This is a genomic window from Paraburkholderia sp. GW821-FHT02A12, assembly GCF_059422005.1.
On record NZ_JBWKWA010000001.1, the window covers coordinates 898,233 to 914,666 of the forward strand.

At 60.2% G+C, this 16,434-nt stretch carries 15 protein-coding genes and 2 pseudogenes; 8 read left to right on the forward strand and 9 right to left on the reverse strand.

Annotation, left to right across the window (positions count from 1 at the left end):
- Window positions 1-69 precede the first annotated feature (69 nt).
- Both AC07WT_RS04075 and AC07WT_RS04080 read left to right on the forward strand, forming a co-directional pair.
- Entirely contained in the window at window positions 70-948 is an 879-nt protein-coding gene (locus tag AC07WT_RS04075; RefSeq protein ID WP_494946140.1) for a LysR substrate-binding domain-containing protein, read from the forward strand.
- 206 nt (window positions 949-1,154) lie between these two features.
- Complete coding sequence (locus AC07WT_RS04080) at window positions 1,155-1,925, forward strand: SDR family NAD(P)-dependent oxidoreductase (RefSeq protein ID WP_494946141.1); 771 nt, start codon at window positions 1,155-1,157, stop codon at window positions 1,923-1,925.
- A 454-nt stretch (window positions 1,926-2,379) separates the two neighbouring features.
- Here AC07WT_RS04080 and AC07WT_RS04085 read toward each other — a convergent pair whose 3' ends face one another.
- The 3 genes from AC07WT_RS04085 to AC07WT_RS04095 all read right to left on the reverse strand — a co-directional run bounded on the left by AC07WT_RS04085 (window position 2,380) and on the right by AC07WT_RS04095 (window position 4,755).
- Window positions 2,380-3,381 carry an NADP-dependent oxidoreductase gene (locus tag AC07WT_RS04085; protein WP_494948377.1) on the reverse strand — a complete coding sequence of 334 codons (1,002 nt, stop codon included), beginning with the start codon at window positions 3,379-3,381 and terminating at the stop codon, window positions 2,380-2,382.
- A gap of 96 nt (window positions 3,382-3,477) precedes the next feature.
- Entirely contained in the window at window positions 3,478-3,885 is a 408-nt protein-coding gene (locus AC07WT_RS04090) for a hypothetical protein (RefSeq protein WP_494946142.1), read from the reverse strand.
- A gap of 9 nt (window positions 3,886-3,894) precedes the next feature.
- Window positions 3,895-4,755, reverse strand: a complete 861-nt coding sequence (locus AC07WT_RS04095) for an oxidoreductase (protein WP_494946143.1) — start codon at window positions 4,753-4,755, stop codon at window positions 3,895-3,897.
- 88 nt (window positions 4,756-4,843) lie between these two features.
- Between AC07WT_RS04095 and AC07WT_RS04100 the strand changes: the two genes are divergently transcribed.
- Both AC07WT_RS04100 and AC07WT_RS04105 read left to right on the forward strand, forming a co-directional pair.
- Window positions 4,844-5,287 (forward strand): winged helix-turn-helix transcriptional regulator, encoded by a 444-nt coding sequence (locus tag AC07WT_RS04100; protein ID WP_494946144.1) that lies wholly within the window; start codon window positions 4,844-4,846, stop codon window positions 5,285-5,287.
- 447 nt (window positions 5,288-5,734) lie between these two features.
- A complete protein-coding gene (locus AC07WT_RS04105) occupies window positions 5,735-6,868 on the forward strand; it encodes an extracellular catalytic domain type 2 short-chain-length polyhydroxyalkanoate depolymerase (protein WP_494946145.1) in 1,134 nt (377 codons plus the stop codon).
- A gap of 451 nt (window positions 6,869-7,319) precedes the next feature.
- On the opposite strand, the pseudogene AC07WT_RS04110 reads toward AC07WT_RS04105, so the two are convergent.
- Window positions 7,320-8,067, reverse strand: a pseudogene (locus AC07WT_RS04110) (class I SAM-dependent methyltransferase).
- Between AC07WT_RS04110 and AC07WT_RS04115 the strand changes: the two are divergent.
- The gene (locus tag AC07WT_RS04115) at window positions 7,963-8,199 is read left to right on the forward strand and encodes a hypothetical protein (protein ID WP_494948461.1); all 237 of its coding nucleotides are present in this window, start codon (window positions 7,963-7,965) and stop codon (window positions 8,197-8,199) included. The pseudogene AC07WT_RS04110 and the gene AC07WT_RS04115 sit on opposite strands and share 105 nt — an antisense overlap.
- 16 nt (window positions 8,200-8,215) lie before the next feature.
- On the opposite strand, the gene AC07WT_RS04120 is transcribed toward AC07WT_RS04115, so the two are convergent.
- Window positions 8,216-8,863: a TetR/AcrR family transcriptional regulator gene (locus AC07WT_RS04120; protein ID WP_494946146.1), complete on the reverse strand. Its 648-nt coding sequence runs from the start codon at window positions 8,861-8,863 to the stop codon at window positions 8,216-8,218.
- Between the two features lie 93 nt (window positions 8,864-8,956).
- On the reverse strand, window positions 8,957-9,145 hold the full coding sequence (locus tag AC07WT_RS04125) for a hypothetical protein (protein ID WP_179839171.1): 189 nt from the start codon (window positions 9,143-9,145) through the stop codon (window positions 8,957-8,959).
- On the opposite strand from AC07WT_RS04125, the gene AC07WT_RS04130 reads away from it, so the two are divergent.
- Window positions 9,144-10,037, forward strand: a complete 894-nt coding sequence (locus AC07WT_RS04130; RefSeq protein WP_494946147.1) for an NAD(P)/FAD-dependent oxidoreductase — start codon at window positions 9,144-9,146, stop codon at window positions 10,035-10,037. The genes AC07WT_RS04125 and AC07WT_RS04130 overlap by 2 nt on opposite strands.
- Before the next feature lie 157 nt (window positions 10,038-10,194).
- Complete coding sequence (locus AC07WT_RS04135) at window positions 10,195-10,446, forward strand: Pycsar system effector family protein (RefSeq protein WP_494946148.1); 252 nt, start codon at window positions 10,195-10,197, stop codon at window positions 10,444-10,446.
- 853 nt (window positions 10,447-11,299) lie between these two features.
- Here AC07WT_RS04135 and AC07WT_RS04140 read toward each other — a convergent pair.
- Window positions 11,300-12,565: a leucine-rich repeat domain-containing protein gene (locus AC07WT_RS04140; protein ID WP_494946149.1), complete on the reverse strand. Its 1,266-nt coding sequence runs from the start codon at window positions 12,563-12,565 to the stop codon at window positions 11,300-11,302.
- A gap of 81 nt (window positions 12,566-12,646) precedes the next feature.
- Window positions 12,647-12,811: pseudogene (locus AC07WT_RS04145) on the reverse strand (NAD(P)/FAD-dependent oxidoreductase); the annotation flags it as partial.
- A gap of 1,961 nt (window positions 12,812-14,772) precedes the next feature.
- Here AC07WT_RS04145 and AC07WT_RS04150 point away from each other — a divergent pair.
- A complete protein-coding gene (locus AC07WT_RS04150; RefSeq protein WP_494946150.1) occupies window positions 14,773-15,288 on the forward strand; it encodes a hypothetical protein in 516 nt (171 codons plus the stop codon).
- Window positions 15,289-15,417: 129 nt separating this feature from the next.
- Here AC07WT_RS04150 and AC07WT_RS04155 read toward each other — a convergent pair whose 3' ends face one another.
- Window positions 15,418-16,434, reverse strand: a complete 1,017-nt coding sequence (locus tag AC07WT_RS04155; protein ID WP_494946151.1) for an SWIM zinc finger family protein — start codon at window positions 16,432-16,434, stop codon at window positions 15,418-15,420.

Here is a 16,434-nt window from a genome sequence, read left to right on the forward strand (position 1 = left end):
GACGCGGAGCGAAAAACTCACAATAGGCCACTTCCATCAGCACTGGGCCTCGGGCCCACAGGAGCCCACGTGCCTCGTCTTTCATTGAATGCGCTGCGCGCATTTGAAGCCACAGCTCGCCTGCGGAGCTTCGGTGCCGCTGCCGAAGAGCTAAGCGTGACTCATGGTGCGGTCAGCCGACATATCCGTGCACTCGAAGACCAACTGGGCGTGCTACTGCTGTCACGTAATGCACACTTGACGGAGCCGACGCCCGAAGGGGCGCAGATGGCCGAAGGCCTGAGCGTGGCGTTCAACCTTATCCAAAAGACCGTCGATCAGCTCAAGCCGGGGCCGTTGACCCTCTCGTGCTCGGCCTCGATCATGATGTACTGGCTGCTGCCGCGCCTCTCAAAGCTAAAAAGTGCGATCCCATCGCTTGAGCTGAGTTTCAACACGAGTCATGGCGAGATTGATTTCACCCGAGACAACATAACGGTGGCAATTCGGCTTTCATCAATCCCGGTACCAAAAGGTGTCACCCCGATACCGTTGATTGAGGAATGGATCGGGGCAGTGTGCTCGCCGGAGTACATGCGCACAAACCGGATCAAAAAACCGAGCGATCTTGAGCGGGTGCGGCTTCTAGCAACCAATACGAGACCGTCCGCGTGGGCCGACTGGTTTAAGGCGACCTCGACTGTGCTCGAAAACCCGCCCGAGATCGCTGAATCGTTCGATCATTTCTATCTTCAGATCCAGGCCGCTAAATGCGGATTGGGAGTCGCTGCAGTGCCGAGAATGCTTGTCCGGGACGAATTGGACTCAGCTGGTCTTGTCGCGCCGTTTGGCTTTGTCCCAGGCCCCGTAAGCATTGTGCTGTGGGTTGCTCCTCACGCGGAGAGTCAGTCGAAAACCGTCGCCTTGGTGGAATGGCTGAGGAACGAGCTACAGCAAATGGAGGGATGAAGCCTCATCAGCCTGTTTTCTCGCCGCGATCTACGTAATGAGTGTGACTTTTTTTCACAATGTGCGGCCTTATTATCCTTTGACCGTGTCCGCTTAGGCTCCAATAATCTCCACACGGGATGGCGCGCAGCGCCGTCGTTCTACGCTTACGGGCATCCTGTCGATGCCGCTAGCGGTCTGACATCAAAAGGGACAAGGTGGAGCAGATGGAGCAGAAAGACGCAAGCCGCGTTGCAGTGGTCACGGGCGGCGCAATGGGCATCGGTGCAGATTCAGCAGAACAGCTTGCAAAACGGGGTTATCACGTCGTTCTTGCCGATATCAACAAGAACGCCGCAGAGGAAGCGGCGTCAAACTTGCGGCGCGCGGGCCTGTCAGTTTCGGCTACGGAGATGGATGTCTCAAGCGCCGAATCGATTGCCGCTGCGTTCGATGCGATCGACAAGACGCACGGGCGTTGTGACGTGTTGGTGAACGGCGCCGGCATTGCCAAGCTGGTGCCATTCTTAGACTATCCCCTCGACACATTTCTCAAAACCATGCAGGTCAATGTAACTGGCGCGTTTCTATGCTCCCAACATGCCGCGCGTCTGATGGTTAAGAACCGCTGGGGCCGCATCATCAATATAGCGTCGGTGGCCGGCATGCGAGCGGTCGGTAAGGGACGCACGGCCTACGGCACGTCGAAAGGCGCTGTCATCGCTTTAACGCGCCAGATGGCGGTGGAGCTCTGTGACTACGGCATCACCGCTAACGCAATCGCCCCGGGTCCAGTTGATACGCCGATGACTAAGGCGCTCCACAGCGAAGAGTTCCGTGCCGAATACTCAAATGCGATTCCGATGAAGCGATACGGCACGACGTCGGAAATCGCCGCAGCCGTCTGCTACTTGGCGTCCGAGGAAGCTGGATATACGAACGGGATCGTGCTTCCGGTGGACGGTGGATTCCTCGCATGGGGCGCAGGCGCGGTTTGAACGGCATTCGAGGGCTCGGGACACCAACCGCTGGGAGCAAAGGATAGTGGCATCCGATTGGCTTCTAAATCCGTACGCAGTCGGTGAGCGCCGGCTTGACCGGCAGCAGCCTTTCAGCGCGTCCTGAGCATTAGCAGGCAGGGCGGCGTCCTTGAGGGCCCGTTATACCGCTCGGGAGCGGCCGTTCAGGTCACGGAAAGGCTGAACGGCAAGTTAGGGTCGGGAGTACGCACTGCCGACTGGCCGCTTGCGGGCAGCTGATTCCACTGGCCGCTTTCCAGCGATGAGTTTAAAGAGCGGACGGACGCAGCACGACCCACATCCGCCGTTCGAACCTCCGCTGCCCGGGCGGCTGCTCTCAAGGTATAACGGCCGTCCGCCCGGGAGACTCGATCAGATGCGGCGGGCCGCCTTTGTTTCCCCGGAATGGTCGCCCGTTTTCCGGGCATACCAATCACCTCATCTTGACAACGACTTTGCCTTTGGCTCGCCCGGTGTCGACGTAGGCCATCGCCTCCCTGGTCGACTCAAACGGAAAGATCCGATCCACAACCGGGCGTATGACGCCAGAATCGATGAGGGACGTTATCTGGCGTAGCTGGTCTCCGCTTGCCCTCATGAACAGAAACGAATAGCTAACCTTAAGACGTTTTGCTTCCTTCCTGATCCGATAACTCAGGAGACGCATCACCAGTCCCAGGAGCCGGGACAAACCAAGCTCCTTTGCAAAATCCGGATCCGGTGGCCCAGAGATCGAGATGAGCTGTCCGCCGGGTTTGAGCACGCGCAGGGATTTGGTGAGCGTCTTTGCGTCGAGACTATTTATAACCACGTCATAGTCGGAAAGGATATTCTCGAAATCGTCCTTCCTGTAATCGATGACGACGTCTGCACCGAGGCGCTTGACCCAGTCCACGTTCGCCGTGCTTGTTGTCGTCGCGACGAACGCGCCGACATGCTTCGCCAGCTGGATCGCAAACGTCCCGACGCCACCGGAGCCCGCGTGGATGAGAACCTTTTGTCCTTTTGCGAGGTGCGCTTTTTCGATCAACGCCTGCCAGGCAGTCAGACCAACCAACGGAATGGAGGCGGCCTCTTCCATGGTGAGCGTCTCCGGTTTGATCGAGAGGTCCGCTTCGTTCACTGCAATCAGCTCCGCAAACGCGCCGATTCGATCTTTATCGGGCCGCGCATAGACTTCGTCGCCGGCCTTGAATCGCTGCACGCGCGGTCCAACCCGGACGACCACCCCGGCCACATCGTTGCCCAGAACGAGCGGCAAGCGATAGGGCAAAACGAGCTTGAATTCGCCGTCGCGGATTTTGGAATCAAGAAGGTTCACACCTGCGGCGTGCACCTGGATCAATACGTCATCGTCGCGTAGTTCCGGTTCCGGCAACTCGCCAATACGAACGCCATCCTTGCGTCCGTAACGCTCGAGAATAAATGCTCTCATAGTGTTTTGTTTCCCAAATTTGATTTCTCGGTCCACGCGTTCTTTTCTCGGCAGCGATCGAGACCTCAGCCAGCGCCCCCGCAGCTTGCGTCGCAACTACGAACTAAAAGTTCCTGTTTCGTGGCGCGCGTGCTCGATGCGAGCGACACCCACGAACATCAGAGCAAGCGCGACTTCTATCGCGACGGCAGCCAGGATGCCGGACCGGGCATGGCTGGTGAGGAATTCGAAGACCCCAAGGCCCGCGAGAGTTAAGCAGGCAACAATCAAACCTTTGACGAGAGCGGAACGGGCGGATGATGGTTCCGCGTTCCTCGCCGAGAAGAACATAACCCCGATGCCGACATACAGAGCTGCCCCGCGCCGACCGATCAGTCCGACCTGATATGAGAACTTGACACCCCACCTTGACGGAAAGAAATTCGGCGCAAGCATCCAGGCGAATCCCAAAGCGAAGAAAACAAGCGCAGCAAGGATTGCAAGATAGCGGAAGTTGACGTTCATGGCGATTTACTATTTTTGCGGGACTGGCTTGCCAGACCTCGGCGACGGTATCGTGTCGAGCCGCAGGTCCTTCCGAAGCGCGGCGTCCACCAGACCCGCTGGCATGAATCTGCGCAGCAATTGCAGACGGCTCGCCAGCGCACCCGCTGTGTACCGGAGTTTCGGACGAGCCGCAACTGCAGCCTTCAGCACAACCTCGGCCACGACGCGGGGCTCCGTAGCAGTTGCCATCACCTCATTGACACGGTTGCTGACGACCGCACGAGCCTCGCGGTATGCATCGAGCCTGGCATCGGGCTGCAGGAAATTCGCGTCGAACGGCGTCTTCGTGTAAGCCGGCTCGATGACCGCGACACGGATGCCCCAGGTGCGAAGTTCATGGTCGAGCGATTCGGAATACCCTTCAATTGCATGCTTCGTTGCGGCATAGAGCGCCCCGTACGGCATCGGCAAAAACCCGAGCACCGAGCCGATGTTGACGATGCGACCACTTCCCTGGTGTCGCATGTGGGGCACGACGGCGCGGGTCATCCGGACGACGCCAAAGAAGTTTGTGTCGAAGATCGACCGGGCCTGCTCGATCGAGCTTTCTTCGGCGCCGGCCGGAGCCACACCAAAGCCAGCGTTATTCACCAGCACGTCGATGCGACCCGCCCGTCGTATGACTTCGTTGACCACCGCCGCGACGGATTCATCGCTGGTGACGTCAAGGGTCAGCATCTCGAAGGATCGCTGACCCGTGAGGGCAGCCCGTCTGCTCGTGCCGAAGACCGTGTAACCGGCGTCGGCCAGCCGCTGTGCGGCGGCCTGTCCGATGCCTGAAGATGCTCCCGTAACAAGGGCCACACCCAAATTCGTTTCGCCGACCATTCGAAGCTCCATGCAAGAGGGTTTCAGTCACTACCAATTTGAAATCGACTATACTGGCAAATCGAGAGCATGTCACTATCAAAATAGTATGGACGACAAGAATTTTTGCGATGAGCCGTGTCCGATCGCGCGCAGCCTGGGTGTCGCGGGCGACGCGTGGAGCATTCTTATCCTGCGCGACGCCCATGCCGGTCTCACGCGTTTTGACCAGTTCCGCAAAAGTCTGGGCATTGCACCGACCATGCTGACCCGGCGACTGGCAACGCTGACAGAGGAGGGACTACTGGAGAAACGCCGCTACTCTGAGCACCCGCCGCGCGAGGAGTACCTGCTGACGGCTGCCGGGCGAGACTTCCTGCCGGTGCTCTTCATGATCGGTGCATGGGGGCGGCAATACCGTGGCGGCGGCAAGCTGCTTCGCTTCCTGGATGCGGAAACAGGAACAGAGATCAGGGCGGTGGCGGTCGACGAGGTCACGGGAGCGAAAATCGGGACTCGTCCGATACGCGTGGTCAATCCGGACAAAGATTGACACTGCGATGATTGCGCTGCCCCGCTTCGTTGCGTAAGTCAGCCGAACGCCGTAGCGCTTCGATTTCTGATGGATCCCACTGGCAAATCAATTGGGCGGCACAGTCCGTGACAGTCCGTTAACTGAGCCCAAGCAGGCGCTCTGACGTCTGGGCGCAAGCGCGATCGAACGGCAGAAACTGGCCGGGTCCGGAAATCCACCCGCAATCACTAGCAGTTCGCGTTAAACATCAAACGTTTTCACTCCGCGTCTAAGGCTACGATGGCAAGCTTTGCAGGAGCGATTTTTGCGCTCTCGGCATATCACCGCGCGCATCACACGCCGCAATCATCGGTTCGTGCTTTCTTCTGGCTAGTGTTAGCGAGTCTTAGGCGGACCTAAGACGGCCGTAGTTCGAAGGGCGGAGCGATGTGACTAATTTGATGCTGCTCTGACGTGGAGATGACAATGATGACGATGGCATTAGGCCTAAGGTTAGTGTCGGCAGCTGTCTTGGCGATTGGCCTCGCCGGGTGCGGGGCTGGCGGCGATTCGGCCAGTGCGGATGCCACCGCATTGGAAGCATCTGCACAGGCGAAGGCATCGGCCGCGCCCAGGATCACAAAACTTCAGCGCTATCAGATCGACCCGACGAAGATCTTCGTCGCGGGTATTTCGTCCGGCGGTTTCGCGGCAGTGCAGATGCACGTTGCCCACTCTTCCACCTTCAAAGGGGCCGCTGTCTACGCTGGCGGAGTGTACTGGTGCGCTGGCGCCGGCGGAGCCGCGACAGCTTTGGCAAACTGTGGCGGCCTGACGCTTCCGACGAATCAGGCGTCCTACAACAGCACGCTTACTGAATCCGAGGCGTATCTTGAGGCGCAATCGTCCCTCGGCACCATCGACCCGGCGACGAACCTTCGAGGACAGCCGGTCTACCTCTGGTCCGGCACGCAAGACCAAGTCGTTAATCCGCTCGAGATGGCCGACCTCAACTCGGAATACCAGCGTTATGGAGCCAATGTTCACTTCGACAATTCGTTTCCCGCCGAGCACGGCTGGGAATCGCCTGACGGCGAACTTGCATGTGGCACGCTCGGGAGTCCCTACATGGTGCGCTGCTCGGCGAATGGCGCAGTGTACGATTCCGTAAAAACGTGGCTGACGATGTTCCTCGGCCCACTGACACCGCGCAACAACGGAAAGCTGTCGGGTACGCTGTCTGCATTCGATCAAACGGAGTTCGGGGCGTCGCCAAACGTTTCGATGAGTGCGACCGGGAGTGTCTTCGTTCCCAAAGCCTGCGCGCAAGGGAACAAGTGCGGATTCGTGCTCGCTCTGCACGGCTGTCTGCAAGAGGCATCACTGATCGGCAACCGCTGGGTCACCGAGGCCGGCATCAACGAATGGGCCGACACGAACAAACTGGTGGTCTTGTATCCCGACACGATTGCGTCGTCTGAGCCAGGGCCGACCAACCCGAATGCATGCTTCGACTGGTGGGGCTACTCCAATCAGTACGACCCGAACTACGCGCTCAAGAGCGGCTTGCAGATGTCGGTGCTCTACGGGATGGTGCAGCGCGTGACTGGCCGACCGTAGGGCCGTCGTGGCACGGTTCGACGCGGGCGCCGATCGCGATCGGCAAAACGGTTTGTCGGGGTGGGCAGGGCCCCGAGAGCCGGTCACCGCCTGACGGCGATCGGCGGCAGCCGACCCTTCTGAGACGCTCGTTGCACCGCACCGCGAACGGCAGGCACCCGGGGCGCAAGGGTCGTTCGCTATGACCGATTTATACTCCGGTCAATCAAAGCCGGGGATATCTATGTCAAGAGCTATCCTGATCAGCCTTGTCGCTTGCGCGCTGTCCAATGCCGCCTTTGCGGAAACCATCAAGCTCGCATGCCACTTCAATGAAGAAGTAAGTTTCCCGTCCGGGAGCAGGTCATGCCATCAAAGCCTCTAGCTCGCTAATGGCGGCTTCCAAGCCAGAAGGGACATCAATCTGACACCCCGCTCCACCGAGCGGGGGCGTTTCCCCTGTTAATCCCTGTCAGCTTGCCGGATTGCGTGCCATGACGATCCACGCCGCGCCGTCGATCATCACCGACCGCTCGCCGGGGAGGCCCGCGAAGGCGGCACGAACCGCGGCCGAGGCGCGGGCCCGGATGTCGTCGGGCTGATAAGCGAAAGCGCGCGACAGCGGGCCGACCTCGAGTGTCATCTCTACCGCGTCGTCGATCGCCGCGTCCCGCGTCCCCCCCTCGCCGAATGGGATGGAAGCATCGAATGGCGCGATAGCGATATCGGTGAAGCCGGCCGCCGTCAGGATGCGTGCCACGCGCCCCCGGTCGCCGAACGAGAATGGGCCGGGCGCTTCGGGATCGGGCGGCGCCGTCGGCGGGACGATGCCCTTGATCGCGCCCATCGGCAAGCGCACCCAATCGTTCTCGGCCATGCCGCGCCAGCAGACGAAAGCGACCCGCGCGCCCGGCTTGAGCGCACGCCGCATGTGAGCGAACGCCGCCGTAGGATCGTCAAAGAACATCACTCCGAAGCGCGAAAACAGGATGTCGAACGCGCCCTCGGGCAACTCGGTGCTGCTGGCGTCGGCCACCTGGAACAGGACCGGCGTATCCTGTGGCGCAAGCGCGCGCTCTGCCGATCAGCGGTTCGGATATGTCCACGCCTAGCACATGGCCCCCCGCGCCGACGCGGGCGGCCAGATCCAGACTAGACGCCCCCGCGCCGCAGCCGATGTCCAGAACGCGTTCGCCCGTGGCGGGCGCGGCGGCTTCGATCGCGGCCTGGCCGAACACCGCCATCATGGCATCGAGCCGGGCCTGGTAAGCGACCCAGCGCTCCCCGCTTTGGCCATTCCAGTCGGCTACCTGATAAACATTTTTCTCTGCCATGCCATCTCCTTGTTCTGATCCGTTCTTAACTAGACTATCCGTCCGCGTGGTCGTTGCCACCGTGCGCGGCGATGAACATGGCGACGGCCGACCGGCAATAGGATTCGATTTCGTTGTCGTCCTCTGCTCTCGCCTCATCGAAGCGTGCGATAAGCAGGAGATCGGATCCTTTTAAAAGCGCGGCAAACAAGCGGGCGGACCGGAGAGGATCGGGCACGTTCAGAACCGCCTTCGCGTGCAACTGACGCAACAGGGCCTCGACTTGGGCGATGACATGGGCGGGGCAGGCTTCGTAATAGAGCTTGCTTAACGACTTTTGATTCGTCTTGTCGGCCATGATCATGGCTTCGACACTGCGGACTTCCGGGCTCAACAGCGTGCGAAGCAGGGATGATCCCACCGCCATGAGCTGATCTTCGGCCGAACCGTCGACGCCTTCAAGAAGGGCCTGTGGTGCAAACTGATGACAGCGGGCCGCGATGGCCGCGCTGAACAGCGCCTCCTTGTTCTCGAAGTGCCGATAGATGCTGAGCTTGGATATCTTCGCTCGCTGGGCGACCTTGTCCAAGGTCGTCGCTTGAAAACCCAATTCCACAAAGAGTTCGCACGCGGCGTCGACTATCGTTTGGCCAAGCGCCTCGTTGGCGGGCCGGCCGCGCCGGGCCTGGCTATTTTCGGTCACGACAATTCCAGTCCTTGACAGTATCCTAATTCTTGCATTACGATACCATACAGTATCTTAAATGTGCAAGCCAATGCGTAGGTGTCCTCCAAATCAAGTTTCCCCGGGCCGCCCGGCGATATCGAATGCGACATTGTCCGGCCGGTCAACACAGTGATGGGCGACTTTCTCGTCGATGCCGAAGCCCTGGTCGCTGCCCGTCTCGAGCGCGTATCGCTGGACGATATTTCGCGCCAGGCCCAGCCCACCCCCCTCCATCCACAACACGGAGCCCATCACCATGAATGACGTCATCATTATCGGCGGCAGCTTTGCCGGCCTCGCCGCCGCCCTGCAGCTCGGCCGTGCCCGCCGTAAGGTCACCGTTCTCGATACCGGCCTGCCGCGCAATCGCTTCGCCGGCCACTCGCATGGCCTGCTCGGCCACGATCACAGGCCGCCGCTGGACATCCTGGCCGAGGCGCGGCAGCAGCTGGCGCGTTATCCCACGATCAGGCTGGTCAGTGCCCGGGCCGACAGCGTCTCCGGGGCCATCGACGATTTCTCCGTTCTCACTGGCGATGGCGAAAGCCTTGGGGCGCGCCGTCTGATCCTGAGCTATGGCGTCGCCGATCAGATGCCTGATGTTCCGGGCTTTGCCGAAGGCTGGGGCACGTCCATCGTGCCCTGCCCCTATTGCGACGGCTTTGAAGTCGCCGGCCAGCATTGGGGCCTCGTCTGGTCCGGCCCGCAGTCGCACAATTATGTCAGGCTGTACCACGATTGGACCGACACGTTGACGGTCTTCGCCGATGGTCACGAAATTCCACCGGATATCCGGGCCGATCTGGCGCACCGCAATATACCTGTCGTCGATGGCCGGATCACCGAAATCGCCCATCACGGGGGCCTTAATGCCACCGTCAAGCTCCATACCGGCCCCAATGTCTCGGTCGACATCCTGTTCGCGCATCCGCGCAACAAGCCATCCGCAAGCCTGCATGAATCACTGGGCCTCGCCACGGTCGATACGCCCCTCGGCATCGCCCTCAAGGTCGACGAGCGCCGCGAAACCAGCATGCCCGGCATTTACGCCGCCGGCGACCTCGCCAACCCCCTCATGGCCTCGGTCACCACGGCATCATCGCACGGCGCGATGGCGGGCATCTTCGCCCAGCAGTCGATGCTGGTTTGAGAGCGCAGATTCAGAGCAAATTTATCTTTTTCTTGGTCGACGGATAAAGGAGGGAAGCAAGCGTGTTCTGCGACGAGTCGACGGAGCTGTGTGGTGGCGTTGGGATTTGCCCCCCGCGAGCAGCATGAGCGCCGCCAGTGAGTTTTCACGGAAGTGGATGACGGTACTTGACGCGAAAGCCGGCTTTGTCGTCGCCATCAATGGCGCGTTGCTTGCCTTCGTGTGGACGGGCGCAAAGTTGCCCGACAGCACGCTGCATTGGGTGAAGGCGTTCGTCTATGTCTCGTCAGGCCTCGCGCTGATATCGCTTTTGCTAGCAGTTTCGGTTGTATTCCCCCGGATCAAGCTTGAAACGAAGCCTTCAGTCGAGCCGGTCACGTTGACTTCTTCGGGGCGATATTCGCAATGATCGGCAACGCGACAAATTAAACACTGTGGCGAGCGTCCGCTAAGCAGATAGGACAGGACATTTAAATGCCCGCTCGGCAGCGCGCGCGAACGGCCGGAGATGGCCGATTGGGTGAGGTCGCCAACGGCCGCTTAGTAGCGCTCGAGTTCGCAAAACCTCGATTCGGCTGACTGGCCGGTTTGGAGAAGGTCGACTGACCGGAGTGGGTCGACTGCCGCCGATCGCCAAGGGGCAGAGCCCGGCCACAAACCGCCGTTCACATGCGTCGTCGGTCGGACGTTCAAGCGTCGGCTCCGCCCCGTAACCGGTCATCCAATCGTAAAGGACGAACGCTCGTTCATCGGCCTAAGGCGACGTTGGCCGGTGATTCGGTCAGCGGCCGTTATGCGTCGCTTAGCCGCCCACGGACGTTCAGTTCGCGCGAATGTCAGCTATGACCGTTCCGCAAGGGCAGTGAACGTCCGGTAAGAGCCAGCCGATGCTCCCGATATTGGACATTACGGCCGCGTGTACGCAATAGCCGTCCCGCCCACATGCACGCGCATCGTTTTATAACAGACCGCTTCCCATGAGTGGCCGTCACCTGCTTCCTATGATCCGCTTCATGCGTTGGCCGGGAGCGCAATACCTCGATGCCGATCGCCGCGCAATACGCTACCCGCGAACCCGTATGAAACGGGTCAGCCTCGCGCACGCAAAACCGGTTTCCCCAGAAGCTACTGCGCTGCCGTGAGCTTGAGATTCAATCTCGCTGCAAGCGCACGTCAGTTGTCGCGTGCCGTCGGATAAGGACTATCAAAATCTGGGACGCTGCTGTTTGACCTGGCGCACCTGTTGAAAAAATGTCGAATGATCACCACACGATTCGCGTTTTTGGAAGCGCCGCTTTGAGATCGTCGACGTTCCTGGCCTGGGTGCCATACAGAACGAGCTCTCGCAGGCCAGTGAGCCCTTTCAGCGCGTCGACGTCTTCGACAGGGGTGTTCGCAAGGTAGAGTTCCTGCAAACCGGTCAAACCTCGCAGTGGATCGATGTTTCGAACCCTGGTGCGAAAGAGATTGAGCATTCGCAGGCTTTTCAGGTCTGTCAGCGCCTCGACGTTCTCGACCCGGGTGTCGGCGAGATTGAGCCTTTGCAGACGGGTGAGCCCTTTCAATGCATCGATGTTCGTCACTTGCGTGCGAGCGAGCACCAGCGTGTCCAGCTGGAGCATGCCCTGCGCCGCGTCGATATCATCGACCTTCGAGCCGTCCAGCACGAGCGTCCTGAGCGAGGACATTCCTCTTAGTGCGTCGATGTCTCGCAGCGGCGTGTTCGCTAGATAGAGCGCTTGCAGACCGCGGAGCTTTTTCAACTGACTGATGCTGTCGACTTGGGTTTCGTTGAGGTCGAGCGTCTGCAAGGAGGCGAGCTGGCTGAGCGCGTCGACGTTCCGGACGTTCCTCGCGCCCCCGAGTTTGAGCGTTTCCAGATGAGGCAAATCTTCGAGCGGATTGAGATCGCGAACCTGTGTATCCCGCAGGTCGAGTTCTCGCAGATCGCGCAGGTTCTTGAGCGCGTCGAGATTCGAGACGCGGGTGTCCCAGAGGTTTAGCGATTGCAGACCGGTCAGCCCTTTTAGCGTGGCGATGTTTTCGACTTCGGTGCGATGGAGCACGAGCCTTCTCAGCGAGTGCATTTCCTTCAGGGCGTCGATGTTCCAGACGGGCGTGTCCGTCAGGTCAAGCGATTCCAGATCGTCCAGTCCCTTCAGCGAATCGAGGTTATCGATCTGGGTGCCTCCCAGATTCAGTTCGATCTTGCGGTCGGAATTCTTTAGATGTGGCAAAGCGGCCGCGACCTGAGATGCCGTCATTGTCGGTTTCGCCCGCAACGCCAGGCATTCCGAGTCGGGCGTGGCTGTCGACGCGTCGCTGTCGTTACAGGTGCCTTTGATGAATCCCAGTTCGCTCAGCGCCCGTTCATCCGGGCTCTTGTGGAACGGGTTGAAGATCAGCAGCAAAATGCCGAGCAACAGCACGATTGCGCCGCCGATGGCCCACGGCTTGATGATTCGCGGCAAGGACGGGTTCGGACCTTCAGCGGTTGAGTTCGTGGTTGACGGCGGGGTTTCGGGCACGGCGGGCTCCCGTAGTACAGGCTTCCTCCTTTATACACGAAGAGCGGGGCGCATTCCGCCCAGGCAACGTCGCTCTTCGCGCTACGCGTGAGAGCCAGCGACACGTTCTGCCAGCTTGGCGTCGTAGCTCGAATGAATGTGCACGTGCTTCTTGTCCGGGAACGCGTAGTTGTAGGCTTTGCGAAGGGCAAGCGAAGCCTCGTGAAATCCGGAGAGGATCAGCTTCTGCTTGTTCGGATAGCCCGCTCCTTATCACGTTGAGTGGGCGTTTGGCGGAAAATGCAGGTGCGAGAGCCCTCGGAAGCGTTTGTCGGCTGCTCGGCCATTGCGGACATTGAGATGCGCTGGGTTCTACGTCAGCAATGTGGTGGATTGCTGACAGGCGTCGTCGAGGAGACGGACGGCAGCTTTCTGCATTAGCGAACTCACACTCTTGTTAAGGGTTATTCGATGCCTGCCCTCATTCACAGGATCGTGAGTCTGCCGCGGCGCATGTGGGCAGACGTCGAATAACCCTTAACAAAAACACCCGTTCATTGACGTTGGCAGCAGACGTTCGCCACGGCCATCGACAAATGCCAGCGCAGGCTGCTAAAGGGCGTGCTCACCATCGATGGATGGGACGATTTTTATTCTGCATGGACGCCCTGTGAGCAGGTATCGCCCTGATGGGGAATCGGAGTCACGGCAGCGCCATCGCACGTGTCCGGCACGCGCATGCTGCTTCCATCATGGAAACGGGACGCCTGTTACGGCCCGTTGCATACGTGAGTCAGCGCGCCCGGCGGCGCATGTGAGTGAGTGCGCCTACTCCCATCCCTGATATCCGGCTGGCTGCGCCGGATTGCCGTAACCGGCGGGGTACGGCCGCCGCAGTTCAGGCGGCGTGTAAATCTCGTTATATGCCGGATAGGCAGGCGGGCGGCCCACTATGATGACCTGCTGCGCCGCCGCTTGAGTGGGCGGCCGAGGTACGTAGGCGGACTGCACGTCAGCCGGTTGGTACCGAGCGGGCGGATACGGAGCGGGCGCGTACTGGTTAGCCTGAACGGTTCGAGGCGGCGGGGGCGACGGCGCGTATTCCCGCCCGGCGTACCCACCTGACTCCTGAGACTCTGTTGACATCTGGTTATAGGCCGGCGCCCCCGCGTATTGCTGGGGCTGCTGATTCTGATATTGCCGAGGTTGCCTGTTGTGCGCTGCTTGAGTCGGCGGAGCCGCTTGAGTTCCTTGCTCTACGGCGTATTGCGGTTCCTCATCGGCCTGCCGATATTGCGGCACCGCCCGCTGAGCGTTTTGGAAATCGCGCCTCTGCGTCACCTGCGCGTCGTCATCATTGTCCGATTTTGCTTCCGGCAATGCCGTCACGGCTTGCGTCGGAATCAGTATCGGAGGCTCGGACTCGGTGGCAAACAGCTTCGGCGACGTAGTCCGCGTAGAAACCTGCTTCAGAGGCACAGGTTGCATTTCAGCCCGCTTAGGAGGCGTAACCCGCACTGAAGCCTGCTTCAACGACGCGACCGGTGCAAAGACCCGCCTCGGCGGCGCAGACGCGACTTGCGCGGGACCGTGCTTCAGCGGCACAGGCCCGGCCTGCGCGACGACCTGCCTGGACGGCGTGGCTCGCGCAGCAGCATCCCGCTTCGGCGATGTGACCGGCGTGGATACTTGCCTCAGCGACGCGGCTTGCGCTACGACCCGCCTTGGGGGTGCAACCCGCTCGGCAACCGGCTTCGGCGATGCGGGCATGGCCGGCGCAGCAAGCTGCTTTTGCCGATGCTTCACCTCGTCGCCCAAGGTCGCATAGGATTTCGAGTCTTCCCTGGCGCGCGCGTTATAGCCGATGAAATACGCATAGCGCAGGTCTGCCAGGCGCGCCTGAATGTCGGCTTGGGCGGAGACGCGTTTTTTTCGCCGGGATCAAGAGATGCGTCGACGGTCGAGTCTTCGAAGGCCGAGGCTTCAGCATCAGCGGCACGGGCGGATTCGGGATGCAGCGCGCCCACAGAAGACATAAGCGCAGCGGCTACCGCGACGAGCACTTTTTTTTCCATACTTTCACCTCGGAATTCCGTGCGACAGACCGCGTGGGATTCTCCAATCTCCGGACCGGACTTCCAGTCGCGCTTCCGGGATATCGGTTCTTTTTAGCACGTCCTTAAGGGCCCAGGATAGTGTTTCCGGGTATAACCTAGGCGAAAGACTATATGCCGAACAACCATAGCAATACCGACGTTGTCGGTCCGGAAATCCTCGCCTGCTCCGGCGGCCATAGCACGCATCAGTTCGCGCCGCCGTCGGTGGAAAAGTTCGGCCTCGAGAACGCCCGCAAGGCGTTCGCCAAAGCATCGAAAATCTCCCACCCCGTGACAACGCGCGCAGCGGGCAACCGATTCATGCTCGAAACCGACGAGCATGTCATCGTCGACAGCGGCGGTGAGGAGTGTATTTCCGCCGGCAACATCTGGCGCGTGAATCGACTCGATCGCGGGCACGATCTGGTCATGGTCACGGAAGTTCAGCATCGGACGGGATCCGGCCACCTGCGGTCGTTCGATCGAGCTCTCAGATGGACATTCGAGCGCCGGCTCAGCCCAGACAACGGACCTTCCTCCGACGGTCATGCTCGTCAAGTGATCGGCCGTTACAGCCGTTTGCAATGTTCACGAAACGGTCGTTCAAGTATTGAAAATACCGTCAATCTGGTCTCTGTGAAATCCTGAACCGGATACGTCCGCTGACGCTCAACATGATCGGGAGACTTCGCCAGAGGCCGGGGTTTCCCGAGGAAAAGAATTTCATTCATCGACGTCACTCGCTTCTCGCGTAGCAATGCGAGATTGAATCGGAGTTTAACGGGACTTACCTTTCACCGGTCGAGTACTGGCGCGATTCCTTGCTGCAGCCTCTTTCGGGGTTGCAGGCGAATTCGCCACGTTTGCTTTACCGGTAACGACGTTGCCAGACATTGACTTACGTGGCCCAGCAGAGGGCTTGACTGGCGACTTCTTTGTTACCACTTTATTGTCCGCCGCAGTCTTCGCGGTCGCGGGCGGCTTCCGGGTTGGCGAGACAGCCGACTTTGCCGCCGTCTTCGCTGTCACCTTACCTGCCGATGGCTTGGTACGTCCGGCAACAGGCTTCGCCGGTGGGTAAGCTTCGGCCATCTCGATGCCAAACACATCGGCCACCAGCGCGTCGTCGAGCACCTTGGCGGTGGCCGGGCGTTTTCTCGATTTAGGCAGGCCGGCACCGACCTGACTGACGAGATCATTGGCATCGACCCGGCGCAAGGCGAAGAGGAATTCTGGCTGCTGGTCGAGGCGTGCGCCAACGCCGTAGAGCACGGCAGCAACGTGCTTGCACATCGACGCCCAGTCCGGGCAACTGCAATTGAACGTGATTTCCTTTGGCGCCGGGAAAAGACCGGTGCCAGGTTTGCAGATGCGCTCCATCACGGCTGTCGAGAGCTTGCCCTGCAAGAGTTCCACGATCGAATCGATCGACCCCGCGCAATCGGCTCCAATTGCTCGCCATTGCTTATCAGGACACGCCGTCACGTTCACGGCGACCGTGTAGAGGCTCGAACCCATTACCTGCGCGCGGACTTCGCCTGCCGTAATCTGAAGGTCGATCACGGAACCGTTGCGCACATAGGTTCGACCGCGCGGCAGGCGGTTGGCATAGTCGCTGTAGCCTTCCAGATTGTCGCACCAGGCCTTGCCCCAGAAGGTCTTGGCGATGGCGCCACGGTACGACACGATTGGCGACAGGACCGCACCAGCCTTCTTCGCCTTGGCAGCGGCCAGTTCAGCCTTTTTCCTGCGCTCGGCGACCGAGACGTAAGGCTGCCATTCCCCGTAACCCAT

Coding starts and splice junctions, on each gene's coding strand:
- AC07WT_RS04080 (WP_494946141.1), top strand. CDS start 1,155: ATGGAGCAGAAAGACGCAAGCCGCGTTGCAGTGGTCACGGGCGGCGCA.
- AC07WT_RS04085 (WP_494948377.1), bottom strand. CDS start 3,381: ATGAGAGCATTTATTCTCGAGCGTTACGGACGCAAGGATGGCGTTCGT.
- AC07WT_RS04090 (WP_494946142.1), bottom strand. CDS start 3,885: ATGAACGTCAACTTCCGCTATCTTGCAATCCTTGCTGCGCTTGTTTTC.
- AC07WT_RS04095 (WP_494946143.1), bottom strand. CDS start 4,755: ATGGTCGGCGAAACGAATTTGGGTGTGGCCCTTGTTACGGGAGCATCT.
- AC07WT_RS04100 (WP_494946144.1), top strand. CDS start 4,844: ATGGACGACAAGAATTTTTGCGATGAGCCGTGTCCGATCGCGCGCAGC.
- AC07WT_RS04105 (WP_494946145.1), top strand. CDS start 5,735: ATGATGACGATGGCATTAGGCCTAAGGTTAGTGTCGGCAGCTGTCTTG.
- AC07WT_RS04115 (WP_494948461.1), top strand. CDS start 7,963: ATGGCCCCCCGCGCCGACGCGGGCGGCCAGATCCAGACTAGACGCCCC.
- AC07WT_RS04130 (WP_494946147.1), top strand. CDS start 9,144: ATGAATGACGTCATCATTATCGGCGGCAGCTTTGCCGGCCTCGCCGCC.
- AC07WT_RS04125 (WP_179839171.1), bottom strand. CDS start 9,145: ATGGTGATGGGCTCCGTGTTGTGGATGGAGGGGGGTGGGCTGGGCCTG.
- AC07WT_RS04135 (WP_494946148.1), top strand. CDS start 10,195: ATGACGGTACTTGACGCGAAAGCCGGCTTTGTCGTCGCCATCAATGGC.
- AC07WT_RS04150 (WP_494946150.1), top strand. CDS start 14,773: ATGCCGAACAACCATAGCAATACCGACGTTGTCGGTCCGGAAATCCTC.
- AC07WT_RS04155 (WP_494946151.1), bottom strand. CDS start 16,434: ATGGGTTACGGGGAATGGCAGCCTTACGTCTCGGTCGCCGAGCGCAGG.